12 protein-coding genes are annotated in these 17,089 nt (G+C 39.3%); 5 read left to right on the forward strand and 7 right to left on the reverse strand.

Features of this window, described 5'->3' with window-relative positions; translation table 11 throughout:
• The first annotated feature begins 384 nt into the window (after positions 1–384).
• A complete protein-coding gene (locus QUE03_RS10085) occupies positions 385–1,347 on the forward strand; it encodes an alpha/beta fold hydrolase (protein ID WP_286267660.1) in 963 nt (320 codons plus the stop codon).
• A gap of 98 nt (positions 1,348–1,445) precedes the next feature.
• On the opposite strand, the gene QUE03_RS10090 is transcribed toward QUE03_RS10085, so the two are convergent.
• Positions 1,446–3,020 (reverse strand): arylsulfatase, encoded by a 1,575-nt coding sequence (locus QUE03_RS10090; RefSeq protein ID WP_286267662.1) that lies wholly within the window; start codon positions 3,018–3,020, stop codon positions 1,446–1,448.
• Positions 3,021–3,226: 206 nt separating this feature from the next.
• Between QUE03_RS10090 and QUE03_RS10095 the strand changes: the two genes are divergently transcribed.
• The 3 genes from QUE03_RS10095 to QUE03_RS10105 all read left to right on the forward strand — a co-directional run bounded on the left by QUE03_RS10095 (position 3,227) and on the right by QUE03_RS10105 (position 5,159).
• On the forward strand, positions 3,227–4,153 hold the full coding sequence (locus QUE03_RS10095) for a LysR family transcriptional regulator (protein ID WP_286267664.1): 927 nt from the start codon (positions 3,227–3,229) through the stop codon (positions 4,151–4,153).
• Positions 4,154–4,296: 143 nt separating this feature from the next.
• A complete protein-coding gene (locus QUE03_RS10100; RefSeq protein ID WP_286267667.1) occupies positions 4,297–4,653 on the forward strand; it encodes a DUF1428 domain-containing protein in 357 nt (118 codons plus the stop codon).
• Between the two features lie 98 nt (positions 4,654–4,751).
• Entirely contained in the window at positions 4,752–5,159 is a 408-nt protein-coding gene (locus QUE03_RS10105) for a GFA family protein (protein WP_286267669.1), read from the forward strand.
• Between the two features lie 70 nt (positions 5,160–5,229).
• Here QUE03_RS10105 and QUE03_RS10110 read toward each other — a convergent pair whose 3' ends face one another.
• Positions 5,230–6,288: an acyltransferase family protein gene (locus QUE03_RS10110; protein WP_286267671.1), complete on the reverse strand. Its 1,059-nt coding sequence runs from the start codon at positions 6,286–6,288 to the stop codon at positions 5,230–5,232.
• A gap of 167 nt (positions 6,289–6,455) precedes the next feature.
• On the opposite strand from QUE03_RS10110, the gene QUE03_RS10115 reads away from it, so the two are divergent.
• The gene (locus QUE03_RS10115; RefSeq protein WP_286267673.1) at positions 6,456–7,238 is read left to right on the forward strand and encodes a spermine/spermidine synthase domain-containing protein; all 783 of its coding nucleotides are present in this window, start codon (positions 6,456–6,458) and stop codon (positions 7,236–7,238) included.
• 3 nt (positions 7,239–7,241) lie between these two features.
• Here the strand turns inward: QUE03_RS10115 and QUE03_RS10120 are convergent, their stop codons facing one another.
• From QUE03_RS10120 to QUE03_RS10140, 5 genes are all read right to left on the reverse strand, one after another.
• The gene (locus QUE03_RS10120; protein WP_286267674.1) at positions 7,242–7,763 is read right to left on the reverse strand and encodes a DUF3087 family protein; all 522 of its coding nucleotides are present in this window, start codon (positions 7,761–7,763) and stop codon (positions 7,242–7,244) included.
• Positions 7,764–7,787: 24 nt separating this feature from the next.
• Complete coding sequence (recD, locus tag QUE03_RS10125) at positions 7,788–9,692, reverse strand: exodeoxyribonuclease V subunit alpha (RefSeq protein WP_286267676.1); 1,905 nt, start codon at positions 9,690–9,692, stop codon at positions 7,788–7,790.
• Complete coding sequence (gene recB / locus QUE03_RS10130; protein ID WP_286267678.1) at positions 9,689–13,198, reverse strand: exodeoxyribonuclease V subunit beta; 3,510 nt, start codon at positions 13,196–13,198, stop codon at positions 9,689–9,691. Before recB ends, recD begins: the two co-directional genes overlap by 4 nt.
• Positions 13,198–16,587 carry an exodeoxyribonuclease V subunit gamma gene (gene recC, locus QUE03_RS10135; protein ID WP_286267680.1) on the reverse strand — a complete coding sequence of 1,130 codons (3,390 nt, stop codon included), beginning with the start codon at positions 16,585–16,587 and terminating at the stop codon, positions 13,198–13,200. The genes recB and recC overlap by 1 nt, the downstream gene beginning before the upstream one ends.
• Before the next feature lie 68 nt (positions 16,588–16,655).
• Complete coding sequence (locus tag QUE03_RS10140; RefSeq protein WP_286267682.1) at positions 16,656–16,985, reverse strand: magnetosome magnetite crystal formation protein family; 330 nt, start codon at positions 16,983–16,985, stop codon at positions 16,656–16,658.
• Between the last annotated feature and the right edge of the window lie 104 nt (positions 16,986–17,089).

The following is a 17,089-nucleotide window of genomic DNA, read 5'->3' on the forward strand; positions in this document are numbered from 1 at the left end:
TCAATGGCTGTTCGAGCGATTAACAGGCATAAAACTAACCGAAATTTATTAGTGTCTGATAGTTAAGTCCAATTGAAGACAAACCAGAGCGCTTTATAACCCCTAATAAGCTGACTATTACCGTCAGTAGAAAATCATAAAAAAATCATATGAACATCAGGTATTTTGACATGATTTTAATTAAATTAACTGCTCAGCCTTTCATTGCACCAGATGAGCCACACATTATTTGAGCATTTGGGCTGATAAAAAAGACACCACGCCTACTGCAGAAGCTACCTATGGTAATGCATTTATAGCGTTAAGTACTTTCACGAGAAAACCTCAAAAATAATAGTTATTAACGAATAAAGTGCAGCCTAGTTTGTAAACAAGGAAGAGATTATGACAAAAACAGATAAAATCAGTACCAATCGCAGAAGCATGCTAAAAAAAGCGACTGCGGTTGTCGCCCTTGCTGCGACTTGTGGAATGTCCCGAAATGTTAATGCGCATCGCCAAAACTCACTCAGCCATACGGGAAAAACAGAGCCCAAGTACTTACCAAGCCCTAAACAGGCTCCTGTAACCGAGGGGGTATTAGCATTATCTGGTGGTGCGGGACTTTACTATTGGGATACCGGTGGCGATGGTCCCGCTATTGTGCTTTCCCATCCGGGTAGAGGCAGTGCATTAACTTGGCCTTATCAGCAACCGATATTTTCGGCCGCTGGCTATCGAGTTATCGCGTATTCAAGACGTGGTTATTATGGTTCCCCTGCTGGCTCAAAAGACGATACCGGCAATTATGCTGACGATCTTAATGCCTTGGTTGAGCATTTAAATGTCGAGAAGTTTCATATCTTAGGTCTTGCCGCGGGTGGTTTTGCCGTATCAGATTATGCGGTTTCTTATCCAGAGAAGTTACTTAGCATGGTTATTGTTTGTAGCCTTTTTGGTTTATGGGACAAAAATATTGATGAACGCCTTGATGCTATTCTCCCTAAAAGCTTTGGTGGTTTACCTCCTGAATTTAAAGAAATTGGGCCTTCATATCGCTGGGCACATCCTGAAGGAGTTAGAGAATGGATAAAAATGGAAAAAAAATCTCGTGGTGATGGCAAACGGCATGGCCAAAGTGCCAAAAGTAATATCACGTGGGAAAAAATTCGAGCCGGTAATATCCCTACTTTCTTTATTGCCGGTGGAGCTGACTTATATCAGCCACCTTCTATGATGAGAGCGGCAGCACGAGAAATACCTGGGAGCCAAACGCTTGTCGTACAAGAAGCTGGCCATGCTGTGCAATGGGAACAACCTGAGTTATTTAATCAAGCGGTGATCGAGTTTTTTAATAAGCATAGTTAAACTCACTATAAACTAGAAAAAGCCCATTCAATTTGAACGGGCTTTGTAATAATAGCTGTATCAATTTAGAGGCTAAATGATACCACTTACCTACTCAGTTATTTGTACTGAGCGTTCTGCCAAATTTGCATTTTATCTACGATTTGGTCGATGGAGAAAGAACCCGGTACTTGACGTGGTGGGAATGCTTTAAATGTTTGTAACCATTGAGCTGTAGCACCTGCCCCCATGTACATGTACGGTAAATGTTCGATAAACCATTTGTCATAGCCGCCAGCTTCGTGATCTGCAATTTCATAAGGGTCTTGACGTAAGTTGAACATTTTAGGCGCTCTTAACTCTTCAAAGCTACACATCCAAGTCTCAAGGCCATGACAGTTATTCACTGAGAACATTAATTTGTAGTCACCAACACGCACTGCTGAAATGTCGCCCGTATCTGTAGCGTAAAAGAAAGCTTTACGTGGCCAATCAATGTTATTTGCCGTGTTAGCTTTACCCGTTTTAAGGGCAGGTAGCATATTATAGCCGTCTAAATGTACTTTATAATGCTTGCCGTTTAGTGTTTTGCCTTTTTTAAGGTCCGCAACAATAGTGTCATTTCCAGCAGCTGCTAAGAATGTTGGTGCCCAATCATTGTGTGACGCCATTTTATTAGCAACACTACCCGCTGGAATTTTACCTGGGAAACGCATCATTGCTGGTACACGGAATCCACCTTCCCATGTAGAGTTTTTCTCGCCACGAAAACGTGATGTTCCGCCGTCAGGCCAAGTTAATTTTTCTGCACCGTTATCTGTTGTATACGTTACGATAGTGTTGTCTGCTATTTTTAATTCATCTAGCTTATCTAGCAGTTGACCTACATGTCCGTCATGCTCAACTAAGCCGTCTCCGTATAGACCACCACCGTTTGAAATCCCTTCTGATTCATCCTTTAAGTGGGTCCATACATGCATCCGTGTTGAGTTAAACCATACAAAGAAAGGTTTTTTCTTTTCATGAGCCTTATCAATAAAATTTAGTGTCGCACTCAAGAACTCTTCATCTACAGTTTCCATACGTTTCTTAGTTAACGGGCCTGTGTCTTCAATGCGGCCGTCGCCATAGGAGTGTATAACACCTCGTGGTCCAAAACGCTTTTTAAAGCCTGGTGCTTTAGGATAATCTGAATGTTCAGGTTCTTCTTCTGCATTTAAATGGTATAAATTACCAAAAAATTCGTCAAAACCATGGTTTGATGGTAAATGCTCATCTAAATCACCTAAATGGTTTTTACCAAATTGACCCGTCATGTAGCCTTTATCTTTTAACATCACTGCAATAGTAGGATCTTCAGCTCTTAAGCCTTGGGTAGCACCTGGCATACCTACTTTAGTTAAACCAGTACGAATAGGATGTTGACCGGTAATAAACGCTGAACGACCCGCTGTACAAGAATTTTCGCCATAGAAATCAGTGAATAGTACACCTTCGTTTGCAATACGATCGATGTTTGGTGTCCAGTGACCGGCTTGACCGCGAGTGTATGCGCTCAGGTTATCAATACCAATGTCGTCACCCCAAATAGCTAAGACATTTGGACGTGATTTGTCAGTTGTTGCGTTAGCAGTTGTCGCCGTTGTCGCAAGGACTGAAACTAAAGCAAGCGCTAATAGTGATTTACCTTTCATAAATACCTCTTAAATAATCGAAGTGAACAGTAACTTAGTAGTTTTCTGTTGGAATCAAATTTCAAGGGAATGGTAGCCTGAGCTTAGCGACAGCGGAAATGGATATTCCTTATACATATATAGACAGAAACTATAGTAGAAAAGTTTTATATTACTTATATCTAGACCTATAATAATCATGCAGCAGAAAAGAGAGATTACAGCAAATGAGCGTTAACCTAAGACAAGTTGACTTAAATCTATTAACGATTTTTGAATCTTTGATGCAAACGCATAACTTAAGCCACACGGCAGAGGCGCTTGGGCTCGCCCAACCTTCAGTTTCACAGGCACTAAAGCGATTACAACAAATGTATGATGATCCACTTTTTGTTCGTACTAACCGGGAGATGAAGCCAACACGGAAAGCTAAAAAAATTTCGCCCATTGTCGCAAATATGTTGGACAATATCCGTGATACATTACCCATAAAAGGACGATTTGATCCTAAAGAAATTGACATGGAAATTAAGATCAATATTCCTTATTTGGCTCATTACCCTTATATATTTGATTTGCTGGAACTTACTTCAAAAGAGTCACCTAACATTAATATTATTATTACCAATAATGTGCCTAAAGACATTGAAAAAGAGCTAAGAAACAAAGAGTATGACTTACATATAGATGTATTCGAAAGTAGAAGCAAAGCATGTTTCAACAAGATTTTATACAACGATAATCCCGTTATTATATGCCGTAAAGATCATCCTAGGCTAAGTAATAAAGACAAAATATCACTTGATGATTATTTAAAAGAGAAACACGCAGTGCTAACTTCAATTAGCTCAGAAGAACATCCTGCAAGCCAACTTGTTCAATCCATTGCAGAACGTCAGGTTGGATTTAGTGCTGCAAACTTAAAAGATGTTATTCAAGCGGTACTTCGGACTGATTTTTTGGCGATTACAACTAAGCAGAGTATTCTAACATTACAGAATAGACTTGCATTATTTGTCATTCCCTTTACAGATTCCCAAGTAATGCCCGTTTACATGACTTGGCACGGCAACGTTGAGCACAGTCAGCCGCAACGTTGGATAAGAAATATGTTGGTACAAGTTTGTAGTGACTTCAAACAAACTGATGTTTAGTTTGTCAGAATCATTTTGCGGTTATGTTTCCTTTCAGTCCAACAAGTGTAATGCAGGCATATAAGTACACGCGTAAAAAGCCTTTCGGCAAAATCTTACTACACTTATAGATTAAATAATTCAACGATAACCATTAAAACGTTATGACGCATTATATTGACGGGTTCACCCTACCCATTCCAAGCAAAAGCTTAAACAACTACAAGCACCTTTCGCAAAAAATCGCGCTGATTTGGAAGGAATATGGAGCGCTTGATTACCAAGAGTTTGTAGGTGACGAGCTAACGTTGGCTGGAACTAAGTCATTCACTGAAATTGTGGAAGCAAAAACAAATGAGGTGGTCATATTTGGTTGGGTAGCTTTTAAAAACAAAGACGCACGAGATTCCATTAATGCGAAAGTAGCGCTAGACCCAAGAATGGAAGAGTTAATCGCACAAGCTAGTTCAGGTTTTGATGCTAACCGCATGGTGTATGCTGGTTTTAAGCCATTGTTTTAAAGAAAAACCAGTATTTATCTGTTTTTACTTTATTGTACTGAACATTTTGATTATTGTGCTCCATTAATAGCCAATTACATACAAGAGTTAAGTTAACGATGTATTTAGGAAAATGTTTGTGTAAAAAGGTGGCAGTTAGGATCAATGGACCAATAAGCGATATCATTCACTGCCATTGCTCCTTATGCAGGAAAAACAGTGGAACAGCTTATGCGACAAATGGTTTTATTAATTCTGCAGACTTTGAAATCTTAGCTGGCCATGACAGCTTAAGTACTTTTTCATTTAAGCCGGGGCGAAATAGACATTTTTGCACTCATTGCGGCTCTCCGGTATACAGTTCAAACGAACAAGATCCAAGTCGATTCCGAATAAGATTAGGGATTTTAGACTCAGACATAGATGAAAGGCCTATATCTCACAACTTTGTCTCGTCGAAAGCTAACTGGGATAATTTTGACGAGAATTTACCTCGATATGACGAATTTGAACCCAATCGACAATAACTTGATTATTGATATTAACTTTTAGTTACTTTATTAACCTAGCTTTTCAGTCAAAAGAGAGCGCTCGCAACTACGCCCCTACTATTTTTCTGGCATGGCGAGCGAATATACGTTTTACAATAAGCGCTATCAACATACTACCAACTATTGCAGCGACAAAATTCAAGCTACCTAACAAAGCAATTAACTCTACCGTCCTTGATGCAGCTACAATGTCACGCGAAGATTGAATAACCAAGTCAATAAAAATAACGTGTAAAAAGAATATCGCAAAAGCGTAGCTACCAAGGTTTAATAGCCAATTGGGTAATTTATCTTCTCTTTGTGAAAGCCAGTATAGGGCTAACGCGCAGATAGCTGTTTTTTGTAAATACACCAAGGTTTGTCGAACGGAATAAAAACCTTCGGCTTGATAGCCATACAGATAAAGCGAAAACAAAACAAAAGAAGTCAATAACACCAAAACAAGCAACCATCGCTGGTACTTCGCAACAAAGAGTTTAAATTGTTCGTAGTGCTGCCCCACGACCATGCCTAAAACATAAGCGCCAATAAAGAAAATAAAGGTTTGAGGTTTTAAAAAGTCTGGAAAAGGACTTCGCGAAATAACCAAAGGCAAAAGCGCGATTAAATTCATTGCAATAATGGAGTGCTTTTGAATCCACGCCAGAAGTGGCGTCACTAAAAACATTACCATAAGTACGGGAATATACCAAAAGTGGATTGATGCCTTGCCTGAAATTAAGTTTGACCAGACAACGATTAAATAGTCTTTAAGTGAGATGTTTAAAACGGGATCTTGAACTAAATATTGCCAATAATGCCAAGTTAGAAACAGTGAAATAATGATGTAAGGAATTACCACATTTGTGAACTTGCTGGTAAAGAAAGCTTGCCATCCACGCGTTTCGAGTATTTTGCTAAATAGCAGGCCAGAAATAAGAGCAAAATATACTGTGGAGCCATGGAAAATGGTTTCAGTGAGCCAGAATAGCCGACTAATCCCTTCTGAGCTTAAATCACCAGTCCAAAAAATCATAAATGACCACGCGTGTGCGCCAACCACATTCAAAATTGCAAAGCCTCTAAAAGCATGCAGGTGGTGTAGGTATGAGGGTGAGTTGGTCATAAATCCGACTATATTTGAATGTTAATCTACTTTAACCACAATTGGCTATTGTAGTGAAGATCATGCATACGAATTCATTTCAGTTCTTAATATATTGATACTATGGAATATTATGCTTAAAGTATTGCTTACCATGTGCATGAGTTTATTAATCTTGGGCTAATCAATTGAATTTTTCATCGTTAGACAAACTGAACAGTCAGGTAATTCATTCACAAGAAATAAATGGCACTCGTCTTGAAGTGAGAGACGCAGAAAACTATCGCTGGTTTAATTTTGGCGGTTCTATCATTCAATCATTAATGAATAAAAACCAAACAGAGCAAGTAATAATGCCGGTTTGTCAAGCGATGTTGATGTTTTTGTTGTGGCAAGATTCGCCTAAATCAATTCTAAATCTCGGCACTGGCGGCGCCACCTTTGAGCGATTTTTTAGTAAAAACCAGAATGTAGATATCACTTCAGTAGACAACTCAGCTGAAGTGATAGACATAGCTAAGCGCTATTTTTATTTACCGAACCAAGTGACTACGCATTGTCAGCAAGCCGAAGAATATTTGACTGGATGCACACAGCGCTTCGATGTCATCCTGTGTGATATTTTCAGTGAACAAAAAAATGTTTTTTGTATTAACCAAATATCATTTTATCAACGACTAAGTCATTCAGTAAGCGAAGATGGGATCGTCAGTATTAATCTTGATCCTGAAAACGAAGCTAACCTAATAACAATATTGCACGCAGCAGGTCGTTACTTTTCGAACATTGCTCTAATAGAATTTAATGATTTTAAGAATATTGTAATGTTGTTGAGCTTTTCTCAAATTCCATATATGGAGTGCCTTTTGAAGCGAAATCATATGTTAAAAACAGCGGTAGGTATTGATTTTTCGATTTTTATCTCTTCGATGCATCTCCTACCGCCCCAACAATTAACTGACCTAAAGTAACGATTAGAATTCTTTGATTAAATCTACCTGGAATTGTTCAGCCTGTTGTTCAATCTTTTTGTCACCAAGCAGTGTCTGTATTTTTACCTGATCCTTTTTAACTGCTGACATAGTCAAGGTATTATTATCAAGATGGTAAACCTGCTCTAAGCTCAAGTAATAGAACGATAATATAACTAATGCATTAGTGTCTTTTTCTGTCGCTGCATCTTTAATTTTAACGAGTTTTCGATAAATTTGATTATGAATCTGTTTCAATTGCCACACGTAATAAACCTCAGTCATCAATGGGTGTTTTTTAAAATGATTCATGATGACAGACATCGTTAACAAGGCGATGATCACCCCAGCGATATTGAACTTGAAGTTACTCTGCACCTCAGGGTCTACAATGGGTGTTGCAAATAAGGTTATTAAAAGGCTACCAAAAATCACCGCTAATAGCGCGAAACAGCTAATAAAGGCAGCTATGACTGTGTTTAATCGTTTACGGTAGTGGGCTTTGTTTATATCTTGTAGTTTCATTAAATACTCAGCTTTACTCGGTCGTTATTCAGTTGTCGATAAGGATAAATTGGAGAATCGTTTCACTTTGGTCTCTACCCCGTTAAACCATACGGGTTCAGTGGCGGTAATGGTTAAGTGCTTTTTAGCACGAGTGATCCCTGTATACATGAGTTCACGGGAAAGAAGTTTACTCTCAAGTTGATTAGATAGCACCATATAAACATGACTAAATTCGCTGCCTTGCGTTTTATGTATGGTCATCGCGTATACCGGCTCAAAACTTGGTAAACGTGTTGGCATAATGTATCGATAACCTTGCTCTGCATCCTCAAAAGCAACCAATAATTGCCCTTGTTCATTTCGCCAAACAAGACCAATATCGCCATTATACAATCCAAGCGTGTAATCATTTTCGTTTATCATGATAGGCATGCCGTGATATAATAACTCTCTTTGATTCAATGTCTTACCTAACAATTCAGCTATTTTTTCATTAAGTTGTTCAACACCGTTTAGGCCTTTTCGAGCGGCACACAACACTCGAAAGGCGTTAAGCTGTATAAATGCTTGATTGATATCTTTGGCCGTTAAAAGCGGCATGTAATATTTTTGTACAAGCGCAGGTAATGATTGTTCAACACTTCTCGTAAAAGATAATTGAGGGTTTGGCGCTTTGCTCTCAAGCAGCGCCCAACTTGCCTCACTTTTACTGTTGATCACAGCATTAGCAATTAAGCCTATGCCTCCTTCGCCATCAAATCGTCGGCTTTTATATAAAAACGATAAATGATCTGCGTAGCCAATACGCTGTTTAGTATTATCAGTTTTAGCTAGCTTCTTGAGTACGTTGTCGATTGATTTTTCTTGCGTGCATTGTGCTAAATATTCTAAGTTTTCGCCAGAATAGCCTGGGTGAGGTTTAGGCGCGGTATCAGCTAAAACGCTGCCTAAAGCGACAGACGGTAATTGATCAGCATCGCCTAACATAATGATTTGTGTGTGTTTGGGTAACGCTCTAAACAATCGAGTCATCAACGCCAAATCGACCATCGACACTTCATCAAGAATCAACACATCACAATTCAATTTATTGTCTTGATGATGTCTAAATTGCAACTGGTTGGGGATCACTCCTAAAAATCGATGTAGAGTCTGAGCGTCTGTTGGAACTAATTCTAAAACCTCTTGATCTATTTGACCTTTAAAGCCAGTTATCGCTTGAATTATTGATTCTGATAAACGTTGCGCCGCCTTCCCAGTTGGTGCAACTAAAGAAATTGAAAGTGGTGTTGTATTGTCTGAAGATCGCTGCTGTAGTGAGATAATAGCGGCAATAAGTTTAGTCACCGTATAGGTTTTTCCTGTACCTGGGCCACCTGCAATGATGCTGATTTTTTTGTTGAGTGCATTGGCTACTGCAATCTTTTGCCAGTCGATTTCATTACTTGAATTATCTGGAAATAATTCCTCAATTACTTGTTTATATGCGTTTATTTCTTTGGTTGTAGTTAGCTGAGCACGTTGACTTAATTGCTGTTGTAGTTCTTGTTCAAACTTGAAATTACGACGCATGTACAAACAACCGTTTAAAAGGCATACAGGTTTATTGTGATCGGGTTCAAAAAATGTATCTTCGACAAATTTTTCTAACTCACCAAGTGCTGGAAAGTTAAAACCGTGATGAGTGATTACCCCACTAACATCACTTTTAAAGCCGAAACAATGCTGAGCAATTGTTACTATCGGTAAACACGTATGGCCTAAACGCGCACTTTGACTAAGGGCAAGTAACAAATGAAATGTTAAACTTTTATTGTGGCTTTTATGGAACATCAACATTTCTTTAGCAAAGAAATAATCAATCGGCGCTATTTCATTAATTTCTTGACTCACCATGGCATAACTAGGATAAACAGCTGTAGTATTCTCGACAATTGATTTCATCATGACTTACTCCCCTGTTCGCCATTAAATATTAGATCTAGTTGATTCAATTCATCCGCTGTTATTTCTCGGTGAAATACACCAGAGTATTGAACGTCTGATTTACTGCTCATACCGCGCAAATAACAGTAATAAACACCGCCAAAGTGCCGTTGAGGATCGTAGTCGTTAACAGCCAATTTTAACTGTCGGTGTAAAGCAAGAGAGTAAATCAAATATTGTAAGTCATAATGATGCTTCTCATTATTTTCAAGCATCGCTTGATGCTGATAGCCGATAAAACTGTCGCCGAGGTAAGTTGATTTGTAGTCACAAACAAAATACTTACCTTCATGTTCAAAAATTAAATCAATAAACCCATGCATCATACCTTTAAGTTGCTGGTAATGAGGAAGCTGAACTTGCCTAACGGTACTTTCATCAACCCGATGTTGCTGGCGATGGTGCCATAACAATTGGGTCAGCGCCGCTCCATTTGCTTCTGACATAGGAAAATAAAACTCCGTTTCGTGAAGCATATGGGCGCGATCCAATTGCCTAAAACTTGTATCACCAATAAATTTGGCACTTACTATTTCTTCCAGCCATATTTGTAGCTCACTGTGCTGCCAAGAATTGAGTAACTCAGGGTAGCGTTCAAAATATTGTGCAATATCCTGTTGCCATTCAGGCTTGCTAAAATCAGTATATTCAAAAATTTCGTGTAATAAGTTACCGGCATTAGCTCCTTTCGTCAGTAGAAAGCGCATAGCTGAAGCACATGGGTTTTCATTGATTTGAACTAACGGTACTGTTTCTAAATCGCGATCGGGTAATGACATTCCAACATGGCGTAGATTCTTGCTTAGGGCAGTAAAAGAACTCAACCACCAATCACGTTCAATCTTGCCGTTAAATACAGGAACTTCTGGTTTATCAATACATTGTCTGACATCAAGCTGCTTAACCTCTTCAACCGCATCGACAGTTGTTAAACCGATAGCCTCTGGATATTCATTCTCTAACCCTAATAATGACTGTTCAATATCTTCCTCTGCTTGCCATTTTAACGTTTGTCCTAACGGTGATAAATGACATTTATCAAACTGAGTAGTCAACATGTAGCACTGTCTCTCTGCCCGTGTTACCGCAACATACAATAACCTTATCGATTCCGCATATGCTTCAGCGGCCATATTTTGTAAAAAGATAGAATCAGCACCGAGCGTTACTTGCTGTTTCCCTTGTTTGTCATGGTAGTCAATAACGTTGACTTTTCGAGCGCCCACTCTTGTTGGATCTTTATATCTCGCGGAAAATGGTACAAAAACCACAGGGTACTCTAACCCTTTAGAACCATGTTGTGTGACTATCTTAATTAAATCGGCGTCGCTTTCTAAGCGCAATTCCGCTTCATTTTCAACAAGGTCTAGTGACATTTGTTGCTCTAGCCAGTAGAGCAGTTCTTGCGGCTGCTTATATCGTTGGCTAGCAGACTGTAATAGCTCAAACAAATGAAGGATATTGGTCAGCACGCGATCATTGTCATGGGCTGGCACACGCATATGATCATGCAATAATTGAATCGCCATGGCGATAAAACCTTTATAATGCCAATCATCTCTTAGCGCTAGAAAGGCGAACTTTAATGTTTGCCATTGTTTTTCATCCGCTTGTAATTCAAGTAACTTTTGGTGACTAAAAGAGAGTAAGCCACAGGCTAGTCCAGCAATAAAATAATGATCGTTTTCGACAAATAACACCGCTTTTAAAAGCCGTGTCAATTGCAATGCTTGTTCAGATTGCCACAAATTAGCTTTGTTTGATAAGAACACCCCCGCTAGCCCTGAGGCACTTAGTGCATTTTTAATTTCTTGGGCTTCACCGCCATCGCGTACAAGTATTGCGATATCTTGCGCCTGATATTCTTTAGACTGAGTGGATAGCAATTCGACAATCTTGTTCGCACACCAAGTGGCCATTTCTGTACGGTAGCTTTGCTTAACCACTCCCCCCTCTTCTACATCAGCTGGCTTAAAATGAACAAATTGTAATGCTTTGTCATTTAAACTACTGCTGGAGAATGAACTAGCCTTTGGCGAAGCTTTGACAGGTTGATAAGGAATGTTGTAGCCGAACACCTCTTTACCTGCCCGTGCAAGATTATCACCATAAAACAAACGATTATATGCTGTGATCATTTGCTGGCTTGAACGCCAATTAGTGTCCATCACCCAATGGTACTGACAGTATTCTCGTGCACTTAGGTAAGTGAAAATATCGCCACCACGAAAACCATAAATGGCTTGTTTAGGATCGCCAATCAAATAAAGTGCGTTAGGCATAGATGAAGGGTAAATAGATTGTAGTATGCTGAATTGTTTTGGGTCGGTGTCTTGAAACTCATCAACTAAGGCAGCTGGATATTGCTGGCGTACAAGCTGTGCCAGTTTGCCTGCATCATCTTGTGCCAATTGATCTGCTAACGTTGTTATCAAATCGTCAAAGGTCAGTAATTTTAACTGGGATTTTTTTGCCTCAACAAGTGAGGCGATTTTACCAAGTCCTTGTTTTACGACCAGGTATGCTTTGGCCTTAGTTATTCTATCGCCAAGTGATTTTACTTCATCTTTTAACTGGTTAGCATTAGCAAATATTTGATAAAGTTGCGGTTTTAGCGCCTTGGGAAATCTACCACCATTAAAAAACTTAACCGGATATGGATTTTCTTTTAATGATTGCTCTGTAATTTCGCTTGATCCTAGTTGGTTTGACAACCAAAGGTTGAGCGCTTCAAACTCTTGTTCGCGTACTGCTTTGTCTTTGCTTTTTTTATTATTTATTAAATTCTCGACGATAAAGCAGTGGTTTGATGCTAAATCTTGTTGCACCGCCATGACTAGCGCCCTAAATTTTTCCCTTACCGTATGTTCATCGGTGAGAAGTAACTGTTCATGTCTGCCAATAGCAGTAGCAAAATGTTGCATAAAACTGTGCGGGTGTGACCAGTAATGACTCAGTAAAATATATTGCTCTGGTGCTTCCTTGGCCAACAAACGATACCAATCTTGGCAGGCTTCAAGAGTCAAATCTTTACCAGACGATTCCATATTTAGGTTAAAAGCTAAACCAGTATTAAACGCGTACTGGCTCAGTAGTCTTTTACAAAACCCATGCAGCGTAAAAATAGCCGCTTCATCAAGATACAACAACGCTTGTCTTAGTCGACTTTTTGCTTGCTGTTCATTTAGTGTTTTAGACAGCGCTTGATAAAATTCGTCAGTTTCAACTAATGATGACCAGTTTGTTAGGCTGTCTCGAATAACTTCACCAATGCGGCCTCTAATTTCTTCTGTGGCATCTTTAGTGAACGTCATCACTAATATCTGCTCAACACACAGCTCACTTTCAAGTAGTAAACGCAAATATATACGTGTGATGTTGAATGTTTTACCTGTCCCTGCGCTCGCTTCAATTAAGTGCTTGCCGTCGAGAGGTAATTGCTGGGCAATAAGCGGTTTAAATTCCATTATTTGGCCCTCACTACATGGTCATAAACGACCTGAAACAACTCAGAGATTGGCGCTTCAATTTCGTCAAGAGGCGGGCATGTTTGCCAAAAATATTGAACATAATGGTCGCGGCCAAACCCTAAGGTATTTTGATCTCCAGACCAAAACTTCTTGAGAGCGTTATCTGTAAAGTTCTTCGAGGTTAATACTTTGTCGACCAGCGCGCCATTAAGTAGCAAGGGTTGTGATTGACCGACTTCAAAAGTGTTTACCAGTTGTTCCAGTACACATAAGGGATCTTGTATTTCACTCACTTGATAACGCACTATTTTTTGAGATTTGGTATTAAAATACGCACCTTGCACCGTGCTCACGTTAGATAGTAACCCCTCTAAATGGGCCAGTTGTAAGCTTATTTGATGTAGAAATAGGGTCAAAAAATCTTTAAATTTTGGCGTTGAACTTCGATAACACAGTACGCAGCCATCTGTAATTGGCAAAAGTGAGTGCCAAACTATTTGTTTTTCATCTGTAAACGCAAGGCTCACTGATATAGATTCGCCAATGACTGGCGGGTTGAAACAATTGGTTATTAGATTGGAAAATTCTTCGCTATCATGACGCCAACTTTCTATGGAGAGATCTGTCACTGGAGTGTCTGAATATTTTCCACTTAGAATTGCAGTTTCTATTACATCTTCAACTTGCTTTTCTGAGTCGTCATTTTGCACATAAGCGTCCAGCAATTGTTCACGTAATTGGTAGGTTGCAAGGCCATCTGCGACAAATGGCTCATCATCACTGAGCCTGGTGTCGTAGTCGTCGAAATTAAGATCAAGTATTTTCTTTGCGTATTCTTTTGCTGGATGCTGATAAAACTTGATGAGTTCGTCACTGCTATAGTCAGTGTTTATGGTCGCTGCATTCGCTGTTTGATTAGTTGCAGGTAAGATATACTCTGTTATCGGTGTATCATCAACCAATGTAAGCCACTTTGCATCGAAACTTGGATAAGGATTTGTTGCAATATTGTCATTGTGACTATCTTTTGACTCGATTATGTAATTATGCTCGCTAAAGGGCTGCATTGGTGTTTGGCGAAGCTGTGAATTTGCACCAGAGGTAAAATTCCAACCATAGCCTTGAGTGAGATAATCGAACAGTTCATTGAGTACGATAGAGGGTTGCTGAGAGGCATTGGTTTTAATACTTCGCCCTTGAAAACTCAAGTATAGCGCTTGTCTAGCTGAAATTATGGCCTCTAAAAAGAGGTACCTGTCGTCACCTCGTCTTGAACGATCACCTAATTGAGGCGCTGTATTAGCTATTAAATCAAATGCTAAAGGTTGGCGTTGACGAGGATACTGTCCATCGTTAAGCCCTAGCACCGCAATAACTTTAAACGGAATGCTTCGCATGGGTAGCATTGAACAAAATGTAACTTGCCCGACCATAAATTGGCGACTGGTATCAGGCTCAGAGAAATGGCTTGATAAAAAGTCTTTTACAATGGTCAAGGGTAATTCTTCTGCCAAGTGGGCTTGCGTTGTGTATTCACCAAGCGCTGTGATTGCTTTGACAATGATATCGATACTGTACTCATTAGTTACCGCAAAAGATTGCGTTAACATTTCAGATAATAGTAGCTGCCACTGGCTCACGGTTCTTGTTTTACTTAGTTTTGCTAAATAAGTTTGTAATTGTTCAATGAACAACATCATCTTACCCAGCAATTCCCCAGCTTGCCCTTCTACATGACCAATTAGTAATTGCTGATCTACTACTTGATCATGATCGCTGTAGGCAAATCCTCTGAGTAAACGCGAAAATCCGTGCTGCCAAGTGTATTGACTGTTTAATGATTCACTTTCTAAGTGTGTATTTTTATGTTCATCGTTTAAGCCCCAATGTATCGCGGCTTTATCTAGCCAAGTGGCAATGATATCAACTTCATTTATGCCAATATCGAGTTTTTCCTGAATCGCGGGTAACCTTAATAAGCCGAGGATATGGGTCACTTGAAAGCGACTGTCAGGCAATGACAATAATTCCATAAAACCTGCAACGATAGGATCTGAATCCTTTGAGTTTCTGTCGGCAATGGAGCAAGGCAAAGGAGGTATCCCTTCATCAATATCTTGCCAGCCACGCGCAAATACCGCGTTGACATATGGCGCATAGTCTTCAATTTGCGGGCACATTACCAAAACATCTTTCGGCGTTAAATTACTGTCATCATTAAATTGATGTAACAGCCAGTCATGGAGTGCTTGAACTTCGCGCAAAGCACTATGACAGCTTGTTATAATAATCGATTCATCTATTTTTAGTACTGGTGATTTTCGACGATCAACTAAGGTCAATATATCCTGTTGAACGTGCTTTAATACTGAATCACTTACCTTGCCTTCTTCAACAACTAATTGTTCGTAGGCTTCTACGTCAATGGTGCTAATTGACTGTAGCAAAGCGATAAATTCTCTTCCTTGTTGACCTAAATTTGCTAATAACGGATTTCCAACTTCTTCGTTATTTGAAACCACTTCAATATCAGCGTTCATGCTGACATCAATATCCTTTGTCCATTGGTTAAGGCGTTTAATGGCAGTTTTCTCCGTGATTAAATCCCCCCAATAGTCAAAACATGGATTCAAATGGTAAAAATGAATTTGCGTGTATTGCCCTATTTTTTCTAAGAAATTTAGCCACATTGGCGCCATAGCATTAATGGCAAATAGCGAAAGGCGTTTAGGTAAAAAATCCTGTTTATGCTCTAAATTTTCAATAGCATCTTGCATCATAACAACGGGGTTATAAGATATATGTTGGTGTAGCATTTGCCACAATTGACCTTGCCACTGAATATCTGTCGCGTCTAATGGTATAGAATTTGAACACTGGTTAAATAGGACTGTTTCTAGCTTATAATCGCCACTACACCATGCATCAATCCATTCAGGGCGAAAAATCAAGTATTGCTCGTATAAGTCTGCCAGTTTTTGCGCTAATTGATACCGTTTAAACAGCCCCTGCTCTAATGACGTTTCGTTTTGCCAATATTGATTTACATGGTTAAAAACTGGTTCATTTATCACCCTTTTGTCAGCCATTAACTGATAAATTCGCCACGTTAATACCTCTCTAGAGTATGGTGATTGATCTAATGCGTTGTCCTCACTAGCCAAGGATTTCAATAGCTTCCATAAATATTGAGCCGGTAACGCGTAATCAATATTCATAGAGATACCGCGAGTTTTTGCCACCGACATATTGAGCCAGTGCTGCATGCCGGCATTTTGCACGATAACGGTTTCTTGACTAAAAAACGGGAGTGGAGAGACTTGCTGAATTTTATTGAAAATGGCTAAAAGATTTTCCATCTTGTTAGCGGGATAAAGGTAAATCAATGGTAGCTCAGATATGGCAAAATTAAGTATTCAAATTTAACCATATCCGCTACTTACACACAAAAGTTTTAGGTAATAAAATCTAAATGCTCTTGAAATAATTGCCCTAATATTGGCACAGGGTAACATTCACCTTTAAAGGCATGGTAGGCAGCAATTAGCCAGAAAATGGCGAGTACAAAAGTCAAGCCCCAACCAACAAATGGTATAAAGGATAAAAACGCTGCCGTAACAATTAAACCAAGTGATTGACGAATGTGGAACCGCGCCAAGCACGATTTATGTTGTCCGTAGATATAGACCGAAATTAACCAGCCAATTAAGGTCATATAGCTAACTACTGCTATAACTTTCGCTAAATCTTCATCCGTGTGTGACTGTGCATGTAACTGTGACATATCACCCCCTATTACAACTACTTCCTTATTAAAATTTAGCCGTAAAATTTCTATTCAACAAGCCTTTTTTTTGCCATATTGGTTAAGCGTATAATAATCAATCA

This window comes from Thalassotalea atypica, from assembly GCF_030295975.1.
Lineage (GTDB): Bacteria > Pseudomonadota > Gammaproteobacteria > Enterobacterales > Alteromonadaceae > Thalassotalea_F > Thalassotalea_F atypica.